Raw genomic sequence first — 14,095 nt, 5'->3', positions numbered from 1 at the left:
CGGGAGAAAACGCTGCAACCGGGTTAGTTGCAGCGTCCGGGTATTACAGAATTTCCAGCAGCTCAACTTCGAAGATCAGGGTGCTGAATGGTGGGATAGAGGCACCCGCACCGCGCTCGCCATACGCGAGGTTCTGTGGTATCACCAGCTCCCATTTTGAGCCAACCGGCATCAGGGTCAGTGCTTCGATCCAGCCAGGGATAACACCGCTTACCGGGAATTCTGCCGGTTCGCCACGGGCAACCGAGCTGTCAAATACGCTGCCGTCGATCAGTTTGCCGGTGTAGTGAACGCGTACCCGATCCTGACGTGATGGGATTGGACCTTCGCCCTGAGTAATCACGCTGAACTGCAGGCCTGATTCGGTGCTGCTCACGCCTTCACGCTGCGCATGTTCCTGCAGGAACGCCTGACCTTCTGCTGCCATAGCTTCGGTGCGCTCACGACGTACGCCTTCCGCACGTTCGTGTACTTCACGCAGTGCGCGATGAACCACGTCAACCGGTACGGCCGGTGAGTTCCCTTCCAGCGCGTCGCGCAGACCCGCGAGCAGTGCTTCTGGTTGCAGACCCTGCAGACCAGATTCCAGCAACTGCTGGCCAACCTGTAAACCAATACCGTAACTTGCTTGTGCTTCGACGCTGTCGAAAGAAGGGGTAGTCATCTTCGTTCCTTTCACTCTCGGATAAATTCGAACCGGCAGCATAGCAGTGCAGGCCGCTGGCGTAAAATGCCCTGCGTCGCAGATGACTTTTACGGATGAAAGAGAAACAATAGAGCCGTCAGATTTATCAATGCTGGCAGGCACTTCGCGCCGGTATTGCCCATACTATAACTATCGATGGGGATCACCCCGTCTGTAGCACCTGAATAAGAGAGCAAACATGGGCCAGATTGCCCCACGCCGCCGCAGGATGCGTGCACAACATATCGTATCCCGGCTACAGACCTGGCTGGCCGCACGCAGGCCGCAGCAGCCTGCCGGAGAGGAGGAACCCCGAATGGCTTCAGACGCGTCATCCCGCCTGCCGAGCTGGCTACAGCGTATCTGGCATTTTACCGATCACATTCGCTGGATGGACCCGCTGCCAGCGCCGCACCGTCGGGGCATCGTAGCTGCCCTGCTGGTGATGCTGGTGGCGTTTCTCTGGCCCGCCAGTACATTGCGCTATCCGGTTGAGCAGCCTGTCGCACCCCAGGCTGAGAAGGAGGTGCCGATGCAGGCGGATATTTATGAAAACAACGGTACCCGTCAGCCTTCATCCTCGCAATCTCAGCAGACGCCAAAAGCCGATTCTCAGGGGGAATGGCGTAACCTCACCATCGCTTCCGGTCAGACGCTGGCGCAGCTGTTTCGTGACAACAGTCTGCCAGTTAATGATGTGTTTGCGATGGCGCGGGTGGAAGGCAGCGATCAGCCGCTCAGCACACTGAAAAGTGGTCAGCAGGTTAAAATCCGTCAGGATGCGCAGGGTGCAGTAACAGGTCTGACGGTGGATGGCGCTAACGGCCCGGTGCTGTTTACCCGTCAGCCCGATGGCAGCTTTATTCGCGCGCAGTAATGGGAACAGCGGATAAACAAAGGTATAAAAACAAAAACGCCGGCACAGGGCCGGCGTTGATGTCGTGCTTAGTTAATCAGGATTAACCAGCAACAACTTGCACGTTCAGTTTAGCGAAGACTTCGCTATGAACCTGGAAGCTTACTTCATGCTCACCGGTAGTGCGCAGAACGCCGTTCGGCAGACGAACTTCGCTCTTAGCAACTTCAACGCCTGCTGCAGTCACTGCATCAGCGATGTCGCGGGTACCGATTGAACCGAACAGTTTACCTTCATCGCCTGCTTTAGACGTGATGGTTACCGTGCCCAGTGCATTGATTTTCTCAGCGCGTGCAGTTGCTGCAGACTGAACGTCAGCCAGTTTGGCTTCCAGTTCAGCACGGCGTGCTTCGAAGAACTCAACGTTTTTCTTAGTAGCAGGAACAGCTTTGCCCTGTGGTACTAAGAAGTTACGAGCGTAGCCCGCTTTAACGTTAACCTGATCACCCAGGGTGCCAAGGTTTGCTACTTTATCAAGCAGAATAACTTGCATTACCTTATCCTCTTAAAGTCGTTAATGGACAGTTGCCGATTACTGATGACGATCAGTGTACGGCAGCAGAGACAGGTAACGCGCACGCTTGATGCAGCGAGCCAACTGACGCTGGTATTTTGCACGAGTACCGGTGATACGGCTCGGGACAATTTTACCGCTTTCGGTAATGTAGTTTTTCAACGTTGCGATGTCTTTGTAATCGATCTCAACAACGCCTTCCGCGGTGAAACGGCAGAACTTGCGACGACGGAAATAACGTGCCATTAGGCTAGTCTCCAGAATCTATCAATTCAATCTGCTCGGCATGGAACACCACTTTGCTCTGGCCATTTCGTGCCTGATGGCAACTAATGAAACCGTCGAGTGTGAGTTGCGTGCCGACCGTTATATGTTGAGTAATCACCTGATGGGCGCTGCCGCTAATAATAACAGGCATACGACACCAGGCTTGCCGGTGAAACCCGGCCTCCTCCTGCACTGAGCGGTGCTCAAGCACGAACTGACAGTGAGGAATTCCTGACGGGCTAACTCTTCGAACCGGTGTCCTGCACACAGTGCCTGACAGGCGAAGTCGATTGACCGTCACGATGGATTACTCTTCAGAATCCCCAGCATCTGACTCATCAGCGGATTCGTTAGCAAAATCTTCGCGACGATCACGACGCTCATCTTTCGCTTTAACCATCGGCGATGCTTCAGTTACCGCGTTTTTAACGCGCATAACCATGCTACGGATAACGGCGTCGTTGAAGCGGAAGTTCGTTTCCAGCTCATCGATCGCTTCCTGCGGCGCTTCAACGTTCATCAGAACGTAATGCGCTTTGTGCAGTTTGTTGATCGGGTAAGCCAGCTGACGGCGGCCCCAGTCTTCCAGACGGTGAATCGTGCCTTCTGCACCAGTGATAGCACCAGTGTAACGCTCGATCATGCCAGGAACCTGTTCGCTCTGGTCAGGATGAACCATAAATACGATTTCGTAATGACGCATCGAAATTGCTCCTTACGGATTATTCAGCCTCCTGTCGGGGTCAACCGCGGCCCATGGAAGCAAGGAACGTTATAGGCTGTGTCCCACAAAGGTTCGCTGTGACGAGCGCTTGTGGGACACAGCCTGAGAATGCGGCTGAAAAATTGACGCGTAATGATACTGGTGACGGCCCCTGAACTCAAGCGCACATTTAAACAAATTGCCGATAGCGTGCCAGATACCGTGGCTTTTTGTGCTAATGGCGTGAATACAGCGGGTTAATGCCGCTTTGTTCAAAAACGCTGACAGAGAGGTTCAGAGAGACGATCTGGCGATAATATGCTCAGTCGCTAAACTGAATAAAGACGCGACGGTTCGCTTAGTGGCGTCATTCAGAGTGTGTTCCCTGAAGTGAGGAGTCGGGCATGAAAACGTTCGTCATCGCCACTTTACTGGGTCTCTTCCTGTCTCCACCCGCTCTTGCCAGCTATGCTGACTGTGCGCAGCAGATGAGAAGTCACAGCAGCGAAGCGGCATCGGGTTATGTCTACGTTAACCGGCTGGATACGCCGGAAAGAAACCCGGTCAATGCGCCTGCCAGAACAGCAGAAAAATCGTCTGCACACTGGTAAGTGCCGGTAGGTTTACGGGCGGCAGAGTCATTCTCCGCCCGTTCATTGTTTAAAGCTGATGTTTAAAAAAGCTGACCAGCGCCGTTAAGGCAGATGGGGTGATCTTGTGCCCAATCTGCTTCTCCGAAAGTGAGGTCAGATGCTGCGCCAGCCCGTTTTCACGCAGTGCGCGCTCCAGTCGTACGCTCTCCGCCCAGGGCACCACCTCATCCGCCTCACCATGCCACAACAGCAGCGGTCGGTTTGCCAGTGCCTGCAGATGATTGCAGGGATCGTAGTCCGCCAGCGGTGCCATGCGGGCCGCAAACTGCGCCTTCTGCTCCGGCGTGTTGGCCACCAGCGGCGGAAAGAGCGACTCGCTGAGCTGCATAAAATAGCCCGATCCCATCATACAGGCGACACTCTGAATCTGCGGATAACGTGCCATCGCACCCAGCGCCGTCATCCCGCCCATCGACGCGCCTGCCACGGCGAAATGCCCGTCAGCGATCAGATTCTCATTGCGCAGCGCAGTTTCCAGCAGCGGCAGCTCATCAATGTTCTGCTTCAGTATTTCCCAGAAGCGGCCCAGGCGTACTTCGGCGTCACCGTGATAACGCGCGCCGTGCAGCTCGGCATCCGGCATGACTGCCCGAAATCCCGCCTGCGCCAGCGCAACGGCGAAGTAGGCGTAGACCTCTTTTGATGAGGTGAAGCCGTGATAAAACAGTACGGTCGGCAGTGGCTGATTCCGCTGTCCGGCAGGCGTGGCGTGCAGGCATTCGATACCGGCCAGCGTTTCTGTGGTGAGTTCAATCATGGTCTCTCCTGAGCGGGGGCAAGGCGTGCCGTTCAAGTGTACGTTCTGCGGGTTAATTTGCGAAATTCCCCGCTGCGCTTAGTTATGCTATTCCACGCTAAACTTTTTTCGCAGTATGCCGTTGATCGTGTATTCCCCTAACTTGATCAAAGGTAATTTATGAAGCGTCTCTCTCTCAGCGGACTGAGTCTCGGAGTTAAGCTGTCTGTACTGACGTCTCTCAGCGTAGCGCTGCTGTTACTGGTACTGACCCTGACTCAAAGCCACAACGCCTCCCGCCAGCTGGAAAATCTCGCCATCGATGACATGCACAACCAGGTGCAGGGCATCTATGAAATGACTACCATGTTTAACGCCACCCTCACCGAAGAGGTGGCTCACTATACCGATCTGTTTACCAGTTTCCTGCCCAGGCGCTTTAGCCTGGATGAAAGCTCGCGAGTGCAGGTGGGTGCCTTTTCGACACCGGTGCTGCGTGCCGGGTTAAAAACGCTGAACCTCGATCAGACCGCGGTTGACGATTTCACCGACCGCACCGCCGCCGTGGCGACCATTTTTGTGCGCGATGGTGATGATTTTGTCCGTGTTTCAACTTCGCTGAAAAAAGAGGATGGCAGTCGCGCCATCGGTACGCAGCTTGACCGCACGGGCGCCGCCTGGAAGAGTGTTCACCAGGGCGAAGTCTACCGCGGCCTGGCCACGCTGTTCGGCCATCGCTACATCACCCAGTATCAGCCGGTAAAAGATGAGAGTGGCAAGGTCGTCGCCATCCTGTTTGTCGGTGTTGGCATTGATAAGCAGTATGCCCTGATGCGCGAGAAAATCCTGGCGCGCCGGCTGGGCGACAGCGGCCATTTCTATGTGCTCAACGGTACGCCAGGCAAGAATCAGGGCGTGTATCTGTTCGATCTGCACAATGAAGGGAAACGTCCAGACTGGGATGACGCGACACTACAGCCCCTGCTGACGCAGCCGCAGGGTATGCAGCAGGTGGAGATCAACGGTAAACAGCAGATGCTGGCATGGCAGCAACTGCCGGGCTGGAACTGGGTGATTACCGGTGAAGTTAACCGTGCCAGCCTGCTTGCCCCGATTACCCACAGCCGTAACCTGTTCCTGATTACCGGACTGATTCTGGTGGTGATCTTCGCGCTGGGGTTTGTCTGGTACAGCCGTCGGGCGATTACCCGTCCCCTGCAGCAGGTGATCCATCTGGCGGAGCAGTATGCCGCCGGAAATCTGCAGGTCCATATGGTTACCCGCCGTCGTGATGAAGTCGGTCAGTTGATTATCGCGATTAACGGCATTGGCGATGGGCTGGAAAAAATCGTCGGCCAGGTGCGCGGCGCGGCGCAGGAGATCAGCGACGGCACGGACACCATCGCGGCCAGCAGCCATAACATCAGCGAGCAGATTGGGCGTCAGGCCAGCAGCGTGGAGCAGACCTCAGCCAGCATGGAGCAGTTTGGTGCCACGGTCGAACACACCGCTGACAGCCTGCGTCAGGCGATGTCACTGGTGGCCGAAGCCAGCGATATCGTCAGTCATGGCAGCCAGACGGTGGTGCGCTCGGTTAACACCATGTCGGCCATTAAGGTGTCATCGCAAAGCATTGCAGATATCACCCATGTGATTGAGTCGATCGCCTTCCAGACCAATATTCTGGCACTGAATGCGGCCGTTGAAGCGGCACGAGCCGGTGAACAGGGCCGTGGCTTTGCTGTGGTGGCTGCAGAGGTGCGTGCGCTGGCACAGCGTTCCGCGCAGGCCGCCAAAGAGATTGATGGACTGATTGCCACCTCTATCAGCAACGTGGCGGAGGGACACCAGCTCTCTGAGCAGACGCGCGATGCGATGACCGACATTGTGACCCACATCGAACAGGTGCAGGCGCTGATGGGCGAGATCAACGTGGCAGCGCAGGAGCAGGCGGCGGGTATCGGCCAGGTGAATCTGGCGATGAACCAGATCAGCCAGGCGACCCATCAGAACAGTGAACTGGTGGCGCAGGCAGAAAACAGCGCACAGAACCTGAGTGATAAAGGGCATCACCTGACTCAGCTGGTCAGCGTTTTCAGCCTTAAATCCTGACGTCATTCAGGACGATGACATACACTTACTGTTTCGTCCTGAACAGGGGTTTTGCTATGCGTTACGCTTACTTACTGATAATCAGTCTATTGCTGGCAGGCTGTTCCGCATTTGAAACCACGCCAAAAGCCCCGCCTGCGCCAACCCAACAGGCGCAGGAAATTTCACGGGCACAGAGTGGCGGTTTGCCGAAGCTGGGTAACATTACCGTTAACGTGCATGGCTCACCGGATGATGCCCAGCGGGCCATCGCCGCCCAGTCTAATCAGGCTGGCGCGGCTTACTATCAGATCGTGATGCTGAGCGAAACGGTGATGCCCGGTTTATGGTACGCCAGCGCAATTCTGTACGGTACCTCACCGGCCACAGGCGCGGGCCAGTAACCGGTCAGTCACTGCGGCCTCAAACGGGTGTGAACCCCGCTGGTCGAGCCACTGCTGGCACCACGCATCCGCCAGGGGTGGCTCACTGTATTTCAGTAGCTGAGCGCCTGTCGCCAGCTGCAGCAGCGCGTGGGTGACCTCGCGCGCCTGCTCTTCGGGAACGTTCTTAAGCCTCAGTCGCAGCTGACGCCAGCGCGTATCGAAATGCCGATTACTCCCTTTTACCGCCTCAAACTCCTGACTCAGCATCTCAGTCACCTCTGCGTGACGGCCGAGTACGCGCAGAACGTCAAGACACATCACATTGCCCGATCCTTCCCAGATGCTGTTGACCGGCATGTCACGATAGAGCCGCGGCAGCTCACTCGCTTCGCAGTAACCGATGCCTCCCAGCACTTCCATCGATTCCGCCACAAACGGCGCACCCGCTTTGCAAATCACATATTTTGCCGCTGGCGTAAATAAACGGGCAAAGGCGACCTCATGCGGTTTGGCCGGTTGTGACCAGGCACGAGCCAGCCGCATCAGCAGAGCAGTTTGCCCCTCAAGCTGCAGCGCCTGCTGTGCCAGAACCTGACGCATCAGCGGCTGATCAACCAGATTTTTTCCCATGACCTGACGCTGATGAGCATGCCAGAGCGCCACCGAGAAGGCGCGCCGCATCTGGCCATGACTGCCGAGCGCGCAGTCAAAGCGCGTCATACCGGCCATTTTCAGGATCAGCCGTACGCCTTCGCCCTCTTCCCCCAGCAGCCAGCCGGTCGCGTCGCGAAATTCCACTTCGCAGCTGGCATTTGAGCGATTGCCCAGCTTATCTTTGATCTGCTCAAGCTGGATGGCGTTGCGTGACCCGTCGGGCAACAGACGCGGCAGGAAAAAACAGCTTAATCCCTCGGGCGTCTGTGCCAGGACCAGATGCGCATCACTCTGGGGCACTGAGAAGAACCACTTGTGGCCGGTCAGCCGCCAGGCTTCTCCCGGGCCGCGCGCCCCCAGCGGCTCGGCACGGGTGGTGCTGGTAAGCAGATCGCTGCCGCCCTGCTTTTCTGTCATGCCCATCCCGATCAGCAATCCGCGTTTCTGGTCGCCGGGCTGTGCATGCGTGTCGTAGCGGTCGCTGAGCAGCGGATCGAGCCAGCTTTCAAACGCGGCGGGCAGATAAGCCTGCAGCAGCGGAATGGCGGCGTGCGTCATGGTCACCGGGCAGAGCGTACCCGCATCTACCTGCGCGTGCAGGATAAAGCGTGCAGCGCGCGCTACGCTGGCCTGTTCACGCACCGTAGGTTGCCAGCTGAGGTTGTGCAGACGACTGGCGCAGACGCCCTGCATCAGCAGGTGCCAGGCAGGATGAAAGCGAACCTCATCCAGGCGCACGCCACGGGCATCGTAGCGCAGCAGTTCAGGCGGTTCAGCATTGGCGAGCCGGCCCAGCTCCAGCGACTCGGCGCTGCCTAGCTGGCGGCCGACTGACGCCAGCCATTCCCCATCCCATCCGGCGCCTTCGCGTGACAGTGCCTCGCCAAGCGGCGTGTCAGACAGGAACAGGTTACTGTTGCTCAGTGGATGGGGCTGATTAAAAACGGTGTGTGTTGTCCAGGTCATAACGACTCCTCACGGATGTCACTCAGTAAGTATACCCGTCGTCTTTCAAGCTGCATTTTTGTTGGCTGCGTTCACTCACCCGAATCACTTACTCATGTAAGCTCATCGGGATTCGTTCTCTTGCCGCCTCAATGCAACCCGAAATCCTTTGGGTATATACGAATGACGCGCAGTTATGCCTGGTACAGAAACTAATTTGTGGCGAGGATCACATCGGGGATCAGGCGTTGCGCTGACGCACCGCTTCAAACAGGCAGACACCGGTTGCCACCGAGACGTTGAGTGAAGAAACACTGCCCGCCATCGGAATGCTGATCAGCTCATCGCAATGCTCGCGGGTCAGACGGCGCATGCCTTCGCCTTCCGCGCCCATTACCAGCGCCATAGGACCGGTCATTTTGCTCTGGAAGACGGTATGGTCCGCTTCACCTGCGGTGCCGACCACCCAGATGTTGTACTCCTGCAGCAGGCGCAGTGTACGCGCAAGATTAGTGACGCGAATCAACGGCACATTCTCTGCCGCACCGCTGGCCACTTTTTTTGCTGTGGCATTCAGTGGAGCAGAGCGATCTTTCGGCACGATAATCGCGTGAACACCGGCCGCATCGGCGCTACGCAGGCAGGCACCCAGGTTGTGCGGATCGGTAACCCCATCCAGCACCAGCAGGAAAGGCTTCTCCAGGCCCTGCAGCAGATCCGGCAGGTCGCCTTCCTGATACTGACGACCCGGTTTTACCCGTGCCACGATTCCCTGATGCACACCGCCTTCAACCTGGCTATCGAGCCACTTACGCTCGGCCAGTTGAATCACGATCCCCTGAGCTTCCAGCGCGGCGACCACGGGTTGCAGGCGACGATCGTCGCGGCCTTTGAGGATAAAGACTTCCTGAAAACGTTGTGGATCACGTTCCAGCAGCGCCTGCACGGCATGGATACCAAAAATAATTTCGCTCATCGATCTGCTCAGTGGTTGGAAATGAATAAATGACCGCCCTTTCTGCGGAGAGAAAGGGCGGGTACGCGCACCCTATTACACTCAGCCTTCAGGCTCAGCTTTTTTTCTGGCGCGCTTCGCCCGGGTGGCGGCGGCGATTTTACGGGTTTTTTCCGAGACGTTTTTACTTTTTTTCTCGGTATTCGCCGTGGCAGGTTTGCCCTTGTCACCCCGGAATGCAGCATCCGGCTCGAAGTTGGACTTTTTGTTCACGTTACGACGACGCTTCGCTGGCGCATTGTCTTCACGCTTCGCCCGATCACGCGCGGTTTTACCTTCACCACGCACCTGGCGCTGGCTGGAGATAAGAGCAAAGTCGATTTTACGCTCGTCCATATGGACCGCCTCGACACGCACTTCAACGGTGTCACCCAGACGATAGGTGCGGCCGCCCGATTCACCAATCAGACGCTGACCTACCGGGTCAAAACGGTAGTAATCGTTGTCGAGGGTTGAAACGTGCACCAGACCATCGATGAACAGATCGCTCAGGCGGACAAAGAAGCCAAATCCGGTCACGCTGGAGATGACGCCGTTGAAGACGTTGCCGACCTGATCCTGCATGAAGTCACACTTGAGCCAGTCCGCGACGTCGCGGGTTGCTTCATCGGCGCGACGTTCGGTCAGGGAACAGTGCAGACCCAGTTGCAGCATCTCCGGCATCTCGTAGTGATAGCCACCGGTTGCTGTCGTCATATCTTTGGCGACGCTGCGCTCCTTCGGCATCAGGTATTTGATGGCGCGTTGTACCAGGCCTTTACCTTCATCCTGCTCTTTTGCCAGCAGATATTTGATGGCGCGGTGCAGCGTCAGATCCGGATAGCGACGAATTGGCGAAGTAAAGTGCGCATACGATGAGAGTGCCAGACCAAAGTGACCGCGGTTTTCCGGATCGTAAACCGCCTGCTTCATCGAACGCAGCAGCATCGTTTGCAGCATCTCTGCATCAGGACGATCGGCAACCTGCTTCAGCAGCGCCGCATAGTCGGCAGGCTGCGGTTTGTTGCCGCCTGGCAGAGTCAGTCCCAGCTCGTTGAGCACGGTACGGAAGCTCTTGATGCTCTCATCGGTCGGGCGATCGTGATCGCGGAACAGTGCCGGTTCCTGATTTTTCTCAACGAAGCGTGCTGAGGCGATGTTAGCCAGGATCATGCACTCTTCGATCAGCTTGTGGGCGTCATTACGTGACGCGCGCTCAACCCGTTCAATACGGCGCTCGGCGTTAAAGATGAATTTCGCCTCTTCCGTTTCAAACGAGATACCGCCGCGCTCTTCACGTGCAGCATCCAGTACCTGGTAGAGGTTGTGCAGCTCTTCAAGATCTTTGACCAGCGGTGCATACTGCTGACGCAACTCTTTGTCGCCCTGCAGGATGTTCCAGACTTTGTTATAGGTCAGACGCGCATGGGAGTTCATCACCGCTTCGTAATGCTTAAAGCCGGTGAGCTTACCTTTAGTCGAAATGGTCATCTCACACACCATACAGAGTCGATCGACCTGCGGGTTAAGCGAGCATAAGCCATTCGACAAGACTTCCGGCAGCATCGGCACAACCTGTGACGGGAAGTAGACTGAGGTGCCGCGCTGATGCGCTTCGTCATCCAGTGGCGTACCCGGACGGACGTAATAGCTTACATCGGCGATAGCGACCCACAGACGCCATCCGCCACCGCGTTTTTTCTCACAGTAGACCGCATCGTCAAAGTCACGGGCATCTTCACCATCAATGGTGACCAGCGGTAGTTTGCGCAGATCGACGCGGCCTTTTTTGGCCTCTTCCGGGACCTCCTCTTTCAGCTTGCTGACCTGAGCTTCCACTTCTGGCGGCCAGGTGTGCGGAATTTCATGGGTACGCAGCGCCATATCAACGGCCAAACTGGTGCCCATATCATCGCCCAATATCTCAGCCACTTTACCGATCGCTTTGGTGCGACGGTTCGGACGCTGGACCAGCTCAACCACCACCACGGAACCCATGCGGGCATTCATCGTCTCTTCAGGCGGGATGAGGATGTCAAAACTCAGGCGACTGTCGTCCGGCACTACAAAGCCGGCACCGGCATCGGTAAAGTAGCGGCCAACGATCTGATTGTTGCGCGGTTCCTGCACGCGGACCACGCGCGCTTCGCGGCGGCCTTTGCGATCGGCACCCAGCGGCTGCGCCAGGATCACGTCACCGTGCATACAGAATTTCATCTGCTCTGCGGAGAGGTAGAGGTCATCTTTCTGACCTTCTGCCCGCAGGAAGCCGTAGCCATCACGATGGCCAATGACTTTACCGCGCAGGAGATCAAGACGTTCTGGCAGCGCATAGCATTGACGGCGGGTAAACACCAGCTGACCATCACGCTCCATGGCGCGAAGGCGGCGACGCAGCGCCTCAAGGTGCTCTTCTTCGTGCAGATTCATCTCTTCAGCCAGCTCTTCACGGCTGGCTGGTTTTTCACGTTTTTCTAACAGAGCCAGAATAAATTCACGGCTTGGAATAGGGTTTTCGTATTTTTCAGCTTCTCTATCCTGAAAAGGATCTTTTGACATAGCGGTTCCTCCGATGTCATTTAATATTTATTTCCGCCGGCGATTTGGACAGGATGATTTCATAAAGTGGTGTATTACCTTCGACTAAATCTGCCAGCGTATAGCTATCCAGCTCCTGCAAAAAGCGCTGCACTGCATCGTGCAGTGCCTGCTTCAGACGGCAGGCTGGTGTGATGGAACAGGAGGCGCAGTCCACTAATTGTAGCGGTTCCATCTTGCGTACCACGTCGCCAATGACAATCTGACGAGGCGGCATACCCAGGCGAATGCCCCCATTTTTACCACGCGTTGCGGCAACGTAGCCCGCACGACTCAGCTGATTGATGATTTTGACCATATGATTTCGGGACAAACCATAGGTGTTTGTCACTTCCGTAATATTGGTCTGCTGACCTTCAGGCAACGCTGCCAGATAAATCAGCGCCCGTAAGCCATAATCAGTAAAACTCGTGAGCTGCACAGTAACCTCAGTGAACCTTCAGGCGTGGCATTGCATTATTCGCCCTGTTATTGATGTCAGGATTAAATCGGATTGCCATTCGATTAACTACGATGATAAACCAGAGTCTGATTTGCCGTGCGTTTTTTTAAGCCAGCACAAGGTTTGACAAGCGAAGGGAGGTAAAGTGGCATCAAAGAATGGAAAAACAAGGGCCGGACAACGTCCGGCCTGAATGATTATGCGTCAAATGGATCGCGCAGAATCATCGTTTCACTGCGATCTGGACCAGTGGAGATGATATCAATCGGCACACCTGTTACCTCTTCAACACGCTTAATGTAATCGCGTGCGGCCTGAGGCAAACCTTCCAGCGTCTTCACGCCAAACGTGGTCTCGCTCCAGCCTGGCAGGGTTTCGTAGATTGGCTCAATGCCTTCCCAGTTCTCTGCTGCCAGTGGCGTAGTGGTCACTTCGCGGCCATCAGGCATACGGTAAGCAACACAGATTTTCACCTCTTTCAGGCCATCCAGCACGTCCAGCTTGGTCATGCAGAAACCTGACAGGGAGTTGATCTGTACCGCACGGCGAACCGCGACCGCATCCAGCCAGCCGGTACGACGACGACGTCCGGTGGTGGCACCAAACTCATTGCCCTGCGCACAGAGGAATTCGCCAGTTTCATCGAACAGTTCGGTCGGGAACGGGCCTGCGCCCACGCGGGTTGAGTACGCTTTCACGATACCCAGCACGTAGTCGACATAACGCGGACCAATGCCTGAACCGGTTGCCACGCCACCTGCGGTCGTGTTGGACGACGTCACGTACGGATAAGTTCCGTGATCGATATCCAGCAGCGTACCCTGCGCGCCTTCAAACATAATCAGATCGCCACGCTTACGCGCAACGTCCAGCAGTTCAGAGACGTCTACTACCATGCCCGTGAGGATGTCAGCGACTTCCATCACATCGCTCAGCACTTTGTCGAAGTCCACTGCCGGTTCTTTATAGTACTCAACCAGCTGGAAGTTGTAGAAATCGACCACTTCTTTCAGCTTGGCTGCAAAGGTTTCTTTGTTGAACAGGTCGCTGACACGCAGTGCACGGCGAGCAACTTTATCTTCATAAGCAGGGCCGATGCCACGGCCGGTAGTACCAATCGCTTTGGCACCACGGGCACGTTCACGCGCCATATCCATCGCAACGTGATATTGCAGGATCAGCGGACAGGCTTCAGAAATCAGCAGACGTTCACGTACCGGGATCCCGCGCGCTTCCAGGCCTTTCATCTCTTTCATTAAGGCTTCAGGAGAAAGCACTACGCCGTTGCCAATAATGCTGGTTACGTTATCGCGCAGAATGCCAGAAGGGATCAGGTGGAGGACGGTTTTTTCACCGTTGATGACAAGCGTGTGGCCCGCATTGTGGCCGCCTTGATAACGCACAACGTAATTCGCGCGCTCAGTCAGAAGGTCTACAATCTTACCTTTACCTTCGTCACCCCATTGGGTGCCCAGTACGACGACGTTCTTACCCATTTCTCAAAATCACCG

General features: G+C 56.1%; 15 protein-coding genes. 4 read left to right on the top strand and 11 right to left on the bottom strand.

Annotated elements, in window-relative coordinates:
* Nucleotides 1-43: 43 nt before the first annotated feature.
* Nucleotides 44-664, bottom strand: coding sequence for an FKBP-type peptidyl-prolyl cis-trans isomerase (gene fklB / locus F3I44_RS04840; protein WP_010256433.1), 621 nt, complete (start codon nt 662-664; stop codon nt 44-46).
* Nucleotides 665-884: 220 nt separating this feature from the next.
* On the opposite strand from fklB, the gene F3I44_RS04835 reads away from it, so the two are divergent.
* Nucleotides 885-1,562, top strand: coding sequence for a LysM-like peptidoglycan-binding domain-containing protein (locus F3I44_RS04835; protein WP_150013593.1), 678 nt, complete (start codon nt 885-887; stop codon nt 1,560-1,562).
* A gap of 82 nt (nt 1,563-1,644) precedes the next feature.
* Here the strand turns inward: F3I44_RS04835 and rplI are convergent, their stop codons facing one another.
* The 4 genes from rplI to rpsF are packed head-to-tail and all read right to left on the bottom strand — an operon-like array spanning nt 1,645 to nt 3,085.
* A complete protein-coding gene (rplI, locus tag F3I44_RS04830; RefSeq protein WP_150013595.1) occupies nt 1,645-2,094 on the bottom strand; it encodes a 50S ribosomal protein L9 in 450 nt (149 codons plus the stop codon).
* A gap of 39 nt (nt 2,095-2,133) precedes the next feature.
* Nucleotides 2,134-2,361, bottom strand: coding sequence for a 30S ribosomal protein S18 (gene rpsR / locus F3I44_RS04825; protein ID WP_002210155.1), 228 nt, complete (start codon nt 2,359-2,361; stop codon nt 2,134-2,136).
* 4 nt (nt 2,362-2,365) lie between these two features.
* Nucleotides 2,366-2,683, bottom strand: a complete 318-nt coding sequence (gene priB / locus F3I44_RS04820) for a primosomal replication protein N (RefSeq protein ID WP_013359169.1) — start codon at nt 2,681-2,683, stop codon at nt 2,366-2,368.
* Between the two features lie 6 nt (nt 2,684-2,689).
* The gene (gene rpsF / locus F3I44_RS04815) at nt 2,690-3,085 is read right to left on the bottom strand and encodes a 30S ribosomal protein S6 (RefSeq protein WP_003855334.1); all 396 of its coding nucleotides are present in this window, start codon (nt 3,083-3,085) and stop codon (nt 2,690-2,692) included.
* Between the two features lie 404 nt (nt 3,086-3,489).
* Between rpsF and F3I44_RS04810 the strand changes: the two genes are divergently transcribed.
* Complete coding sequence (locus F3I44_RS04810; protein WP_013359170.1) at nt 3,490-3,696, top strand: hypothetical protein; 207 nt, start codon at nt 3,490-3,492, stop codon at nt 3,694-3,696.
* A 49-nt stretch (nt 3,697-3,745) separates the two neighbouring features.
* On the opposite strand, the gene yjfP is transcribed toward F3I44_RS04810, so the two are convergent.
* Nucleotides 3,746-4,495: an esterase gene (gene yjfP, locus F3I44_RS04805; protein ID WP_150019319.1), complete on the bottom strand. Its 750-nt coding sequence runs from the start codon at nt 4,493-4,495 to the stop codon at nt 3,746-3,748.
* A 159-nt stretch (nt 4,496-4,654) separates the two neighbouring features.
* On the opposite strand from yjfP, the gene F3I44_RS04800 reads away from it, so the two are divergent.
* A complete protein-coding gene (locus F3I44_RS04800) occupies nt 4,655-6,586 on the top strand; it encodes a methyl-accepting chemotaxis protein (protein WP_150013599.1) in 1,932 nt (643 codons plus the stop codon).
* 56 nt (nt 6,587-6,642) lie between these two features.
* Nucleotides 6,643-6,969 (top strand): biofilm peroxide resistance protein BsmA, encoded by a 327-nt coding sequence (gene bsmA / locus F3I44_RS04795; protein WP_150013601.1) that lies wholly within the window; start codon nt 6,643-6,645, stop codon nt 6,967-6,969.
* Here the strand turns inward: bsmA and F3I44_RS04790 are convergent.
* The 5 genes from F3I44_RS04790 to F3I44_RS04770 form a co-directional block, all read right to left on the bottom strand.
* Complete coding sequence (locus F3I44_RS04790; protein WP_150013603.1) at nt 6,943-8,571, bottom strand: isovaleryl-CoA dehydrogenase; 1,629 nt, start codon at nt 8,569-8,571, stop codon at nt 6,943-6,945. The two genes, bsmA and F3I44_RS04790, sit on opposite strands and share 27 nt — an antisense overlap.
* 220 nt (nt 8,572-8,791) lie before the next feature.
* Nucleotides 8,792-9,526: a 23S rRNA (guanosine(2251)-2'-O)-methyltransferase RlmB gene (gene rlmB, locus F3I44_RS04785; RefSeq protein WP_150013605.1), complete on the bottom strand. Its 735-nt coding sequence runs from the start codon at nt 9,524-9,526 to the stop codon at nt 8,792-8,794.
* An 81-nt stretch (nt 9,527-9,607) separates the two neighbouring features.
* Nucleotides 9,608-12,103: a ribonuclease R gene (gene rnr, locus F3I44_RS04780; RefSeq protein ID WP_150013607.1), complete on the bottom strand. Its 2,496-nt coding sequence runs from the start codon at nt 12,101-12,103 to the stop codon at nt 9,608-9,610.
* 16 nt (nt 12,104-12,119) lie between these two features.
* A complete protein-coding gene (nsrR, locus tag F3I44_RS04775) occupies nt 12,120-12,563 on the bottom strand; it encodes a nitric oxide-sensing transcriptional repressor NsrR (protein WP_013359177.1) in 444 nt (147 codons plus the stop codon).
* 218 nt (nt 12,564-12,781) lie between these two features.
* Complete coding sequence (locus F3I44_RS04770; protein ID WP_031592738.1) at nt 12,782-14,080, bottom strand: adenylosuccinate synthase; 1,299 nt, start codon at nt 14,078-14,080, stop codon at nt 12,782-12,784.
* Between the last annotated feature and the right edge of the window lie 15 nt (nt 14,081-14,095).

This window comes from Pantoea sp. F_5 (genome assembly GCF_008631595.1).
Lineage (GTDB): Bacteria > Pseudomonadota > Gammaproteobacteria > Enterobacterales > Enterobacteriaceae > Pantoea > Pantoea gossypiicola.
This window is presented reverse-complemented; position numbering and strand designations above follow the sequence as displayed.

What these genes read in the sequence shown, in the direction of transcription:
- fklB (WP_010256433.1), bottom strand. Translation starts at nt 664, where the DNA reads ATGACTACCCCTTCTTTCGACAGCGTCGAAGCACAAGCAAGTTACGGT.
- F3I44_RS04835 (WP_150013593.1), top strand. Translation starts at nt 885, where the DNA reads ATGGGCCAGATTGCCCCACGCCGCCGCAGGATGCGTGCACAACATATC.
- rplI (WP_150013595.1), bottom strand. Translation starts at nt 2,094, where the DNA reads ATGCAAGTTATTCTGCTTGATAAAGTAGCAAACCTTGGCACCCTGGGT.
- rpsR (WP_002210155.1), bottom strand. Translation starts at nt 2,361, where the DNA reads ATGGCACGTTATTTCCGTCGTCGCAAGTTCTGCCGTTTCACCGCGGAA.
- rpsF (WP_003855334.1), bottom strand. Translation starts at nt 3,085, where the DNA reads ATGCGTCATTACGAAATCGTATTTATGGTTCATCCTGACCAGAGCGAA.
- F3I44_RS04810 (WP_013359170.1), top strand. Translation starts at nt 3,490, where the DNA reads ATGAAAACGTTCGTCATCGCCACTTTACTGGGTCTCTTCCTGTCTCCA.
- yjfP (WP_150019319.1), bottom strand. Translation starts at nt 4,495, where the DNA reads ATGATTGAACTCACCACAGAAACGCTGGCCGGTATCGAATGCCTGCAC.
- F3I44_RS04800 (WP_150013599.1), top strand. Translation starts at nt 4,655, where the DNA reads ATGAAGCGTCTCTCTCTCAGCGGACTGAGTCTCGGAGTTAAGCTGTCT.
- bsmA (WP_150013601.1), top strand. Translation starts at nt 6,643, where the DNA reads ATGCGTTACGCTTACTTACTGATAATCAGTCTATTGCTGGCAGGCTGT.
- F3I44_RS04790 (WP_150013603.1), bottom strand. Translation starts at nt 8,571, where the DNA reads ATGACCTGGACAACACACACCGTTTTTAATCAGCCCCATCCACTGAGC.
- rlmB (WP_150013605.1), bottom strand. Translation starts at nt 9,526, where the DNA reads ATGAGCGAAATTATTTTTGGTATCCATGCCGTGCAGGCGCTGCTGGAA.
- rnr (WP_150013607.1), bottom strand. Translation starts at nt 12,103, where the DNA reads ATGTCAAAAGATCCTTTTCAGGATAGAGAAGCTGAAAAATACGAAAAC.
- F3I44_RS04770 (WP_031592738.1), bottom strand. Translation starts at nt 14,080, where the DNA reads ATGGGTAAGAACGTCGTCGTACTGGGCACCCAATGGGGTGACGAAGGT.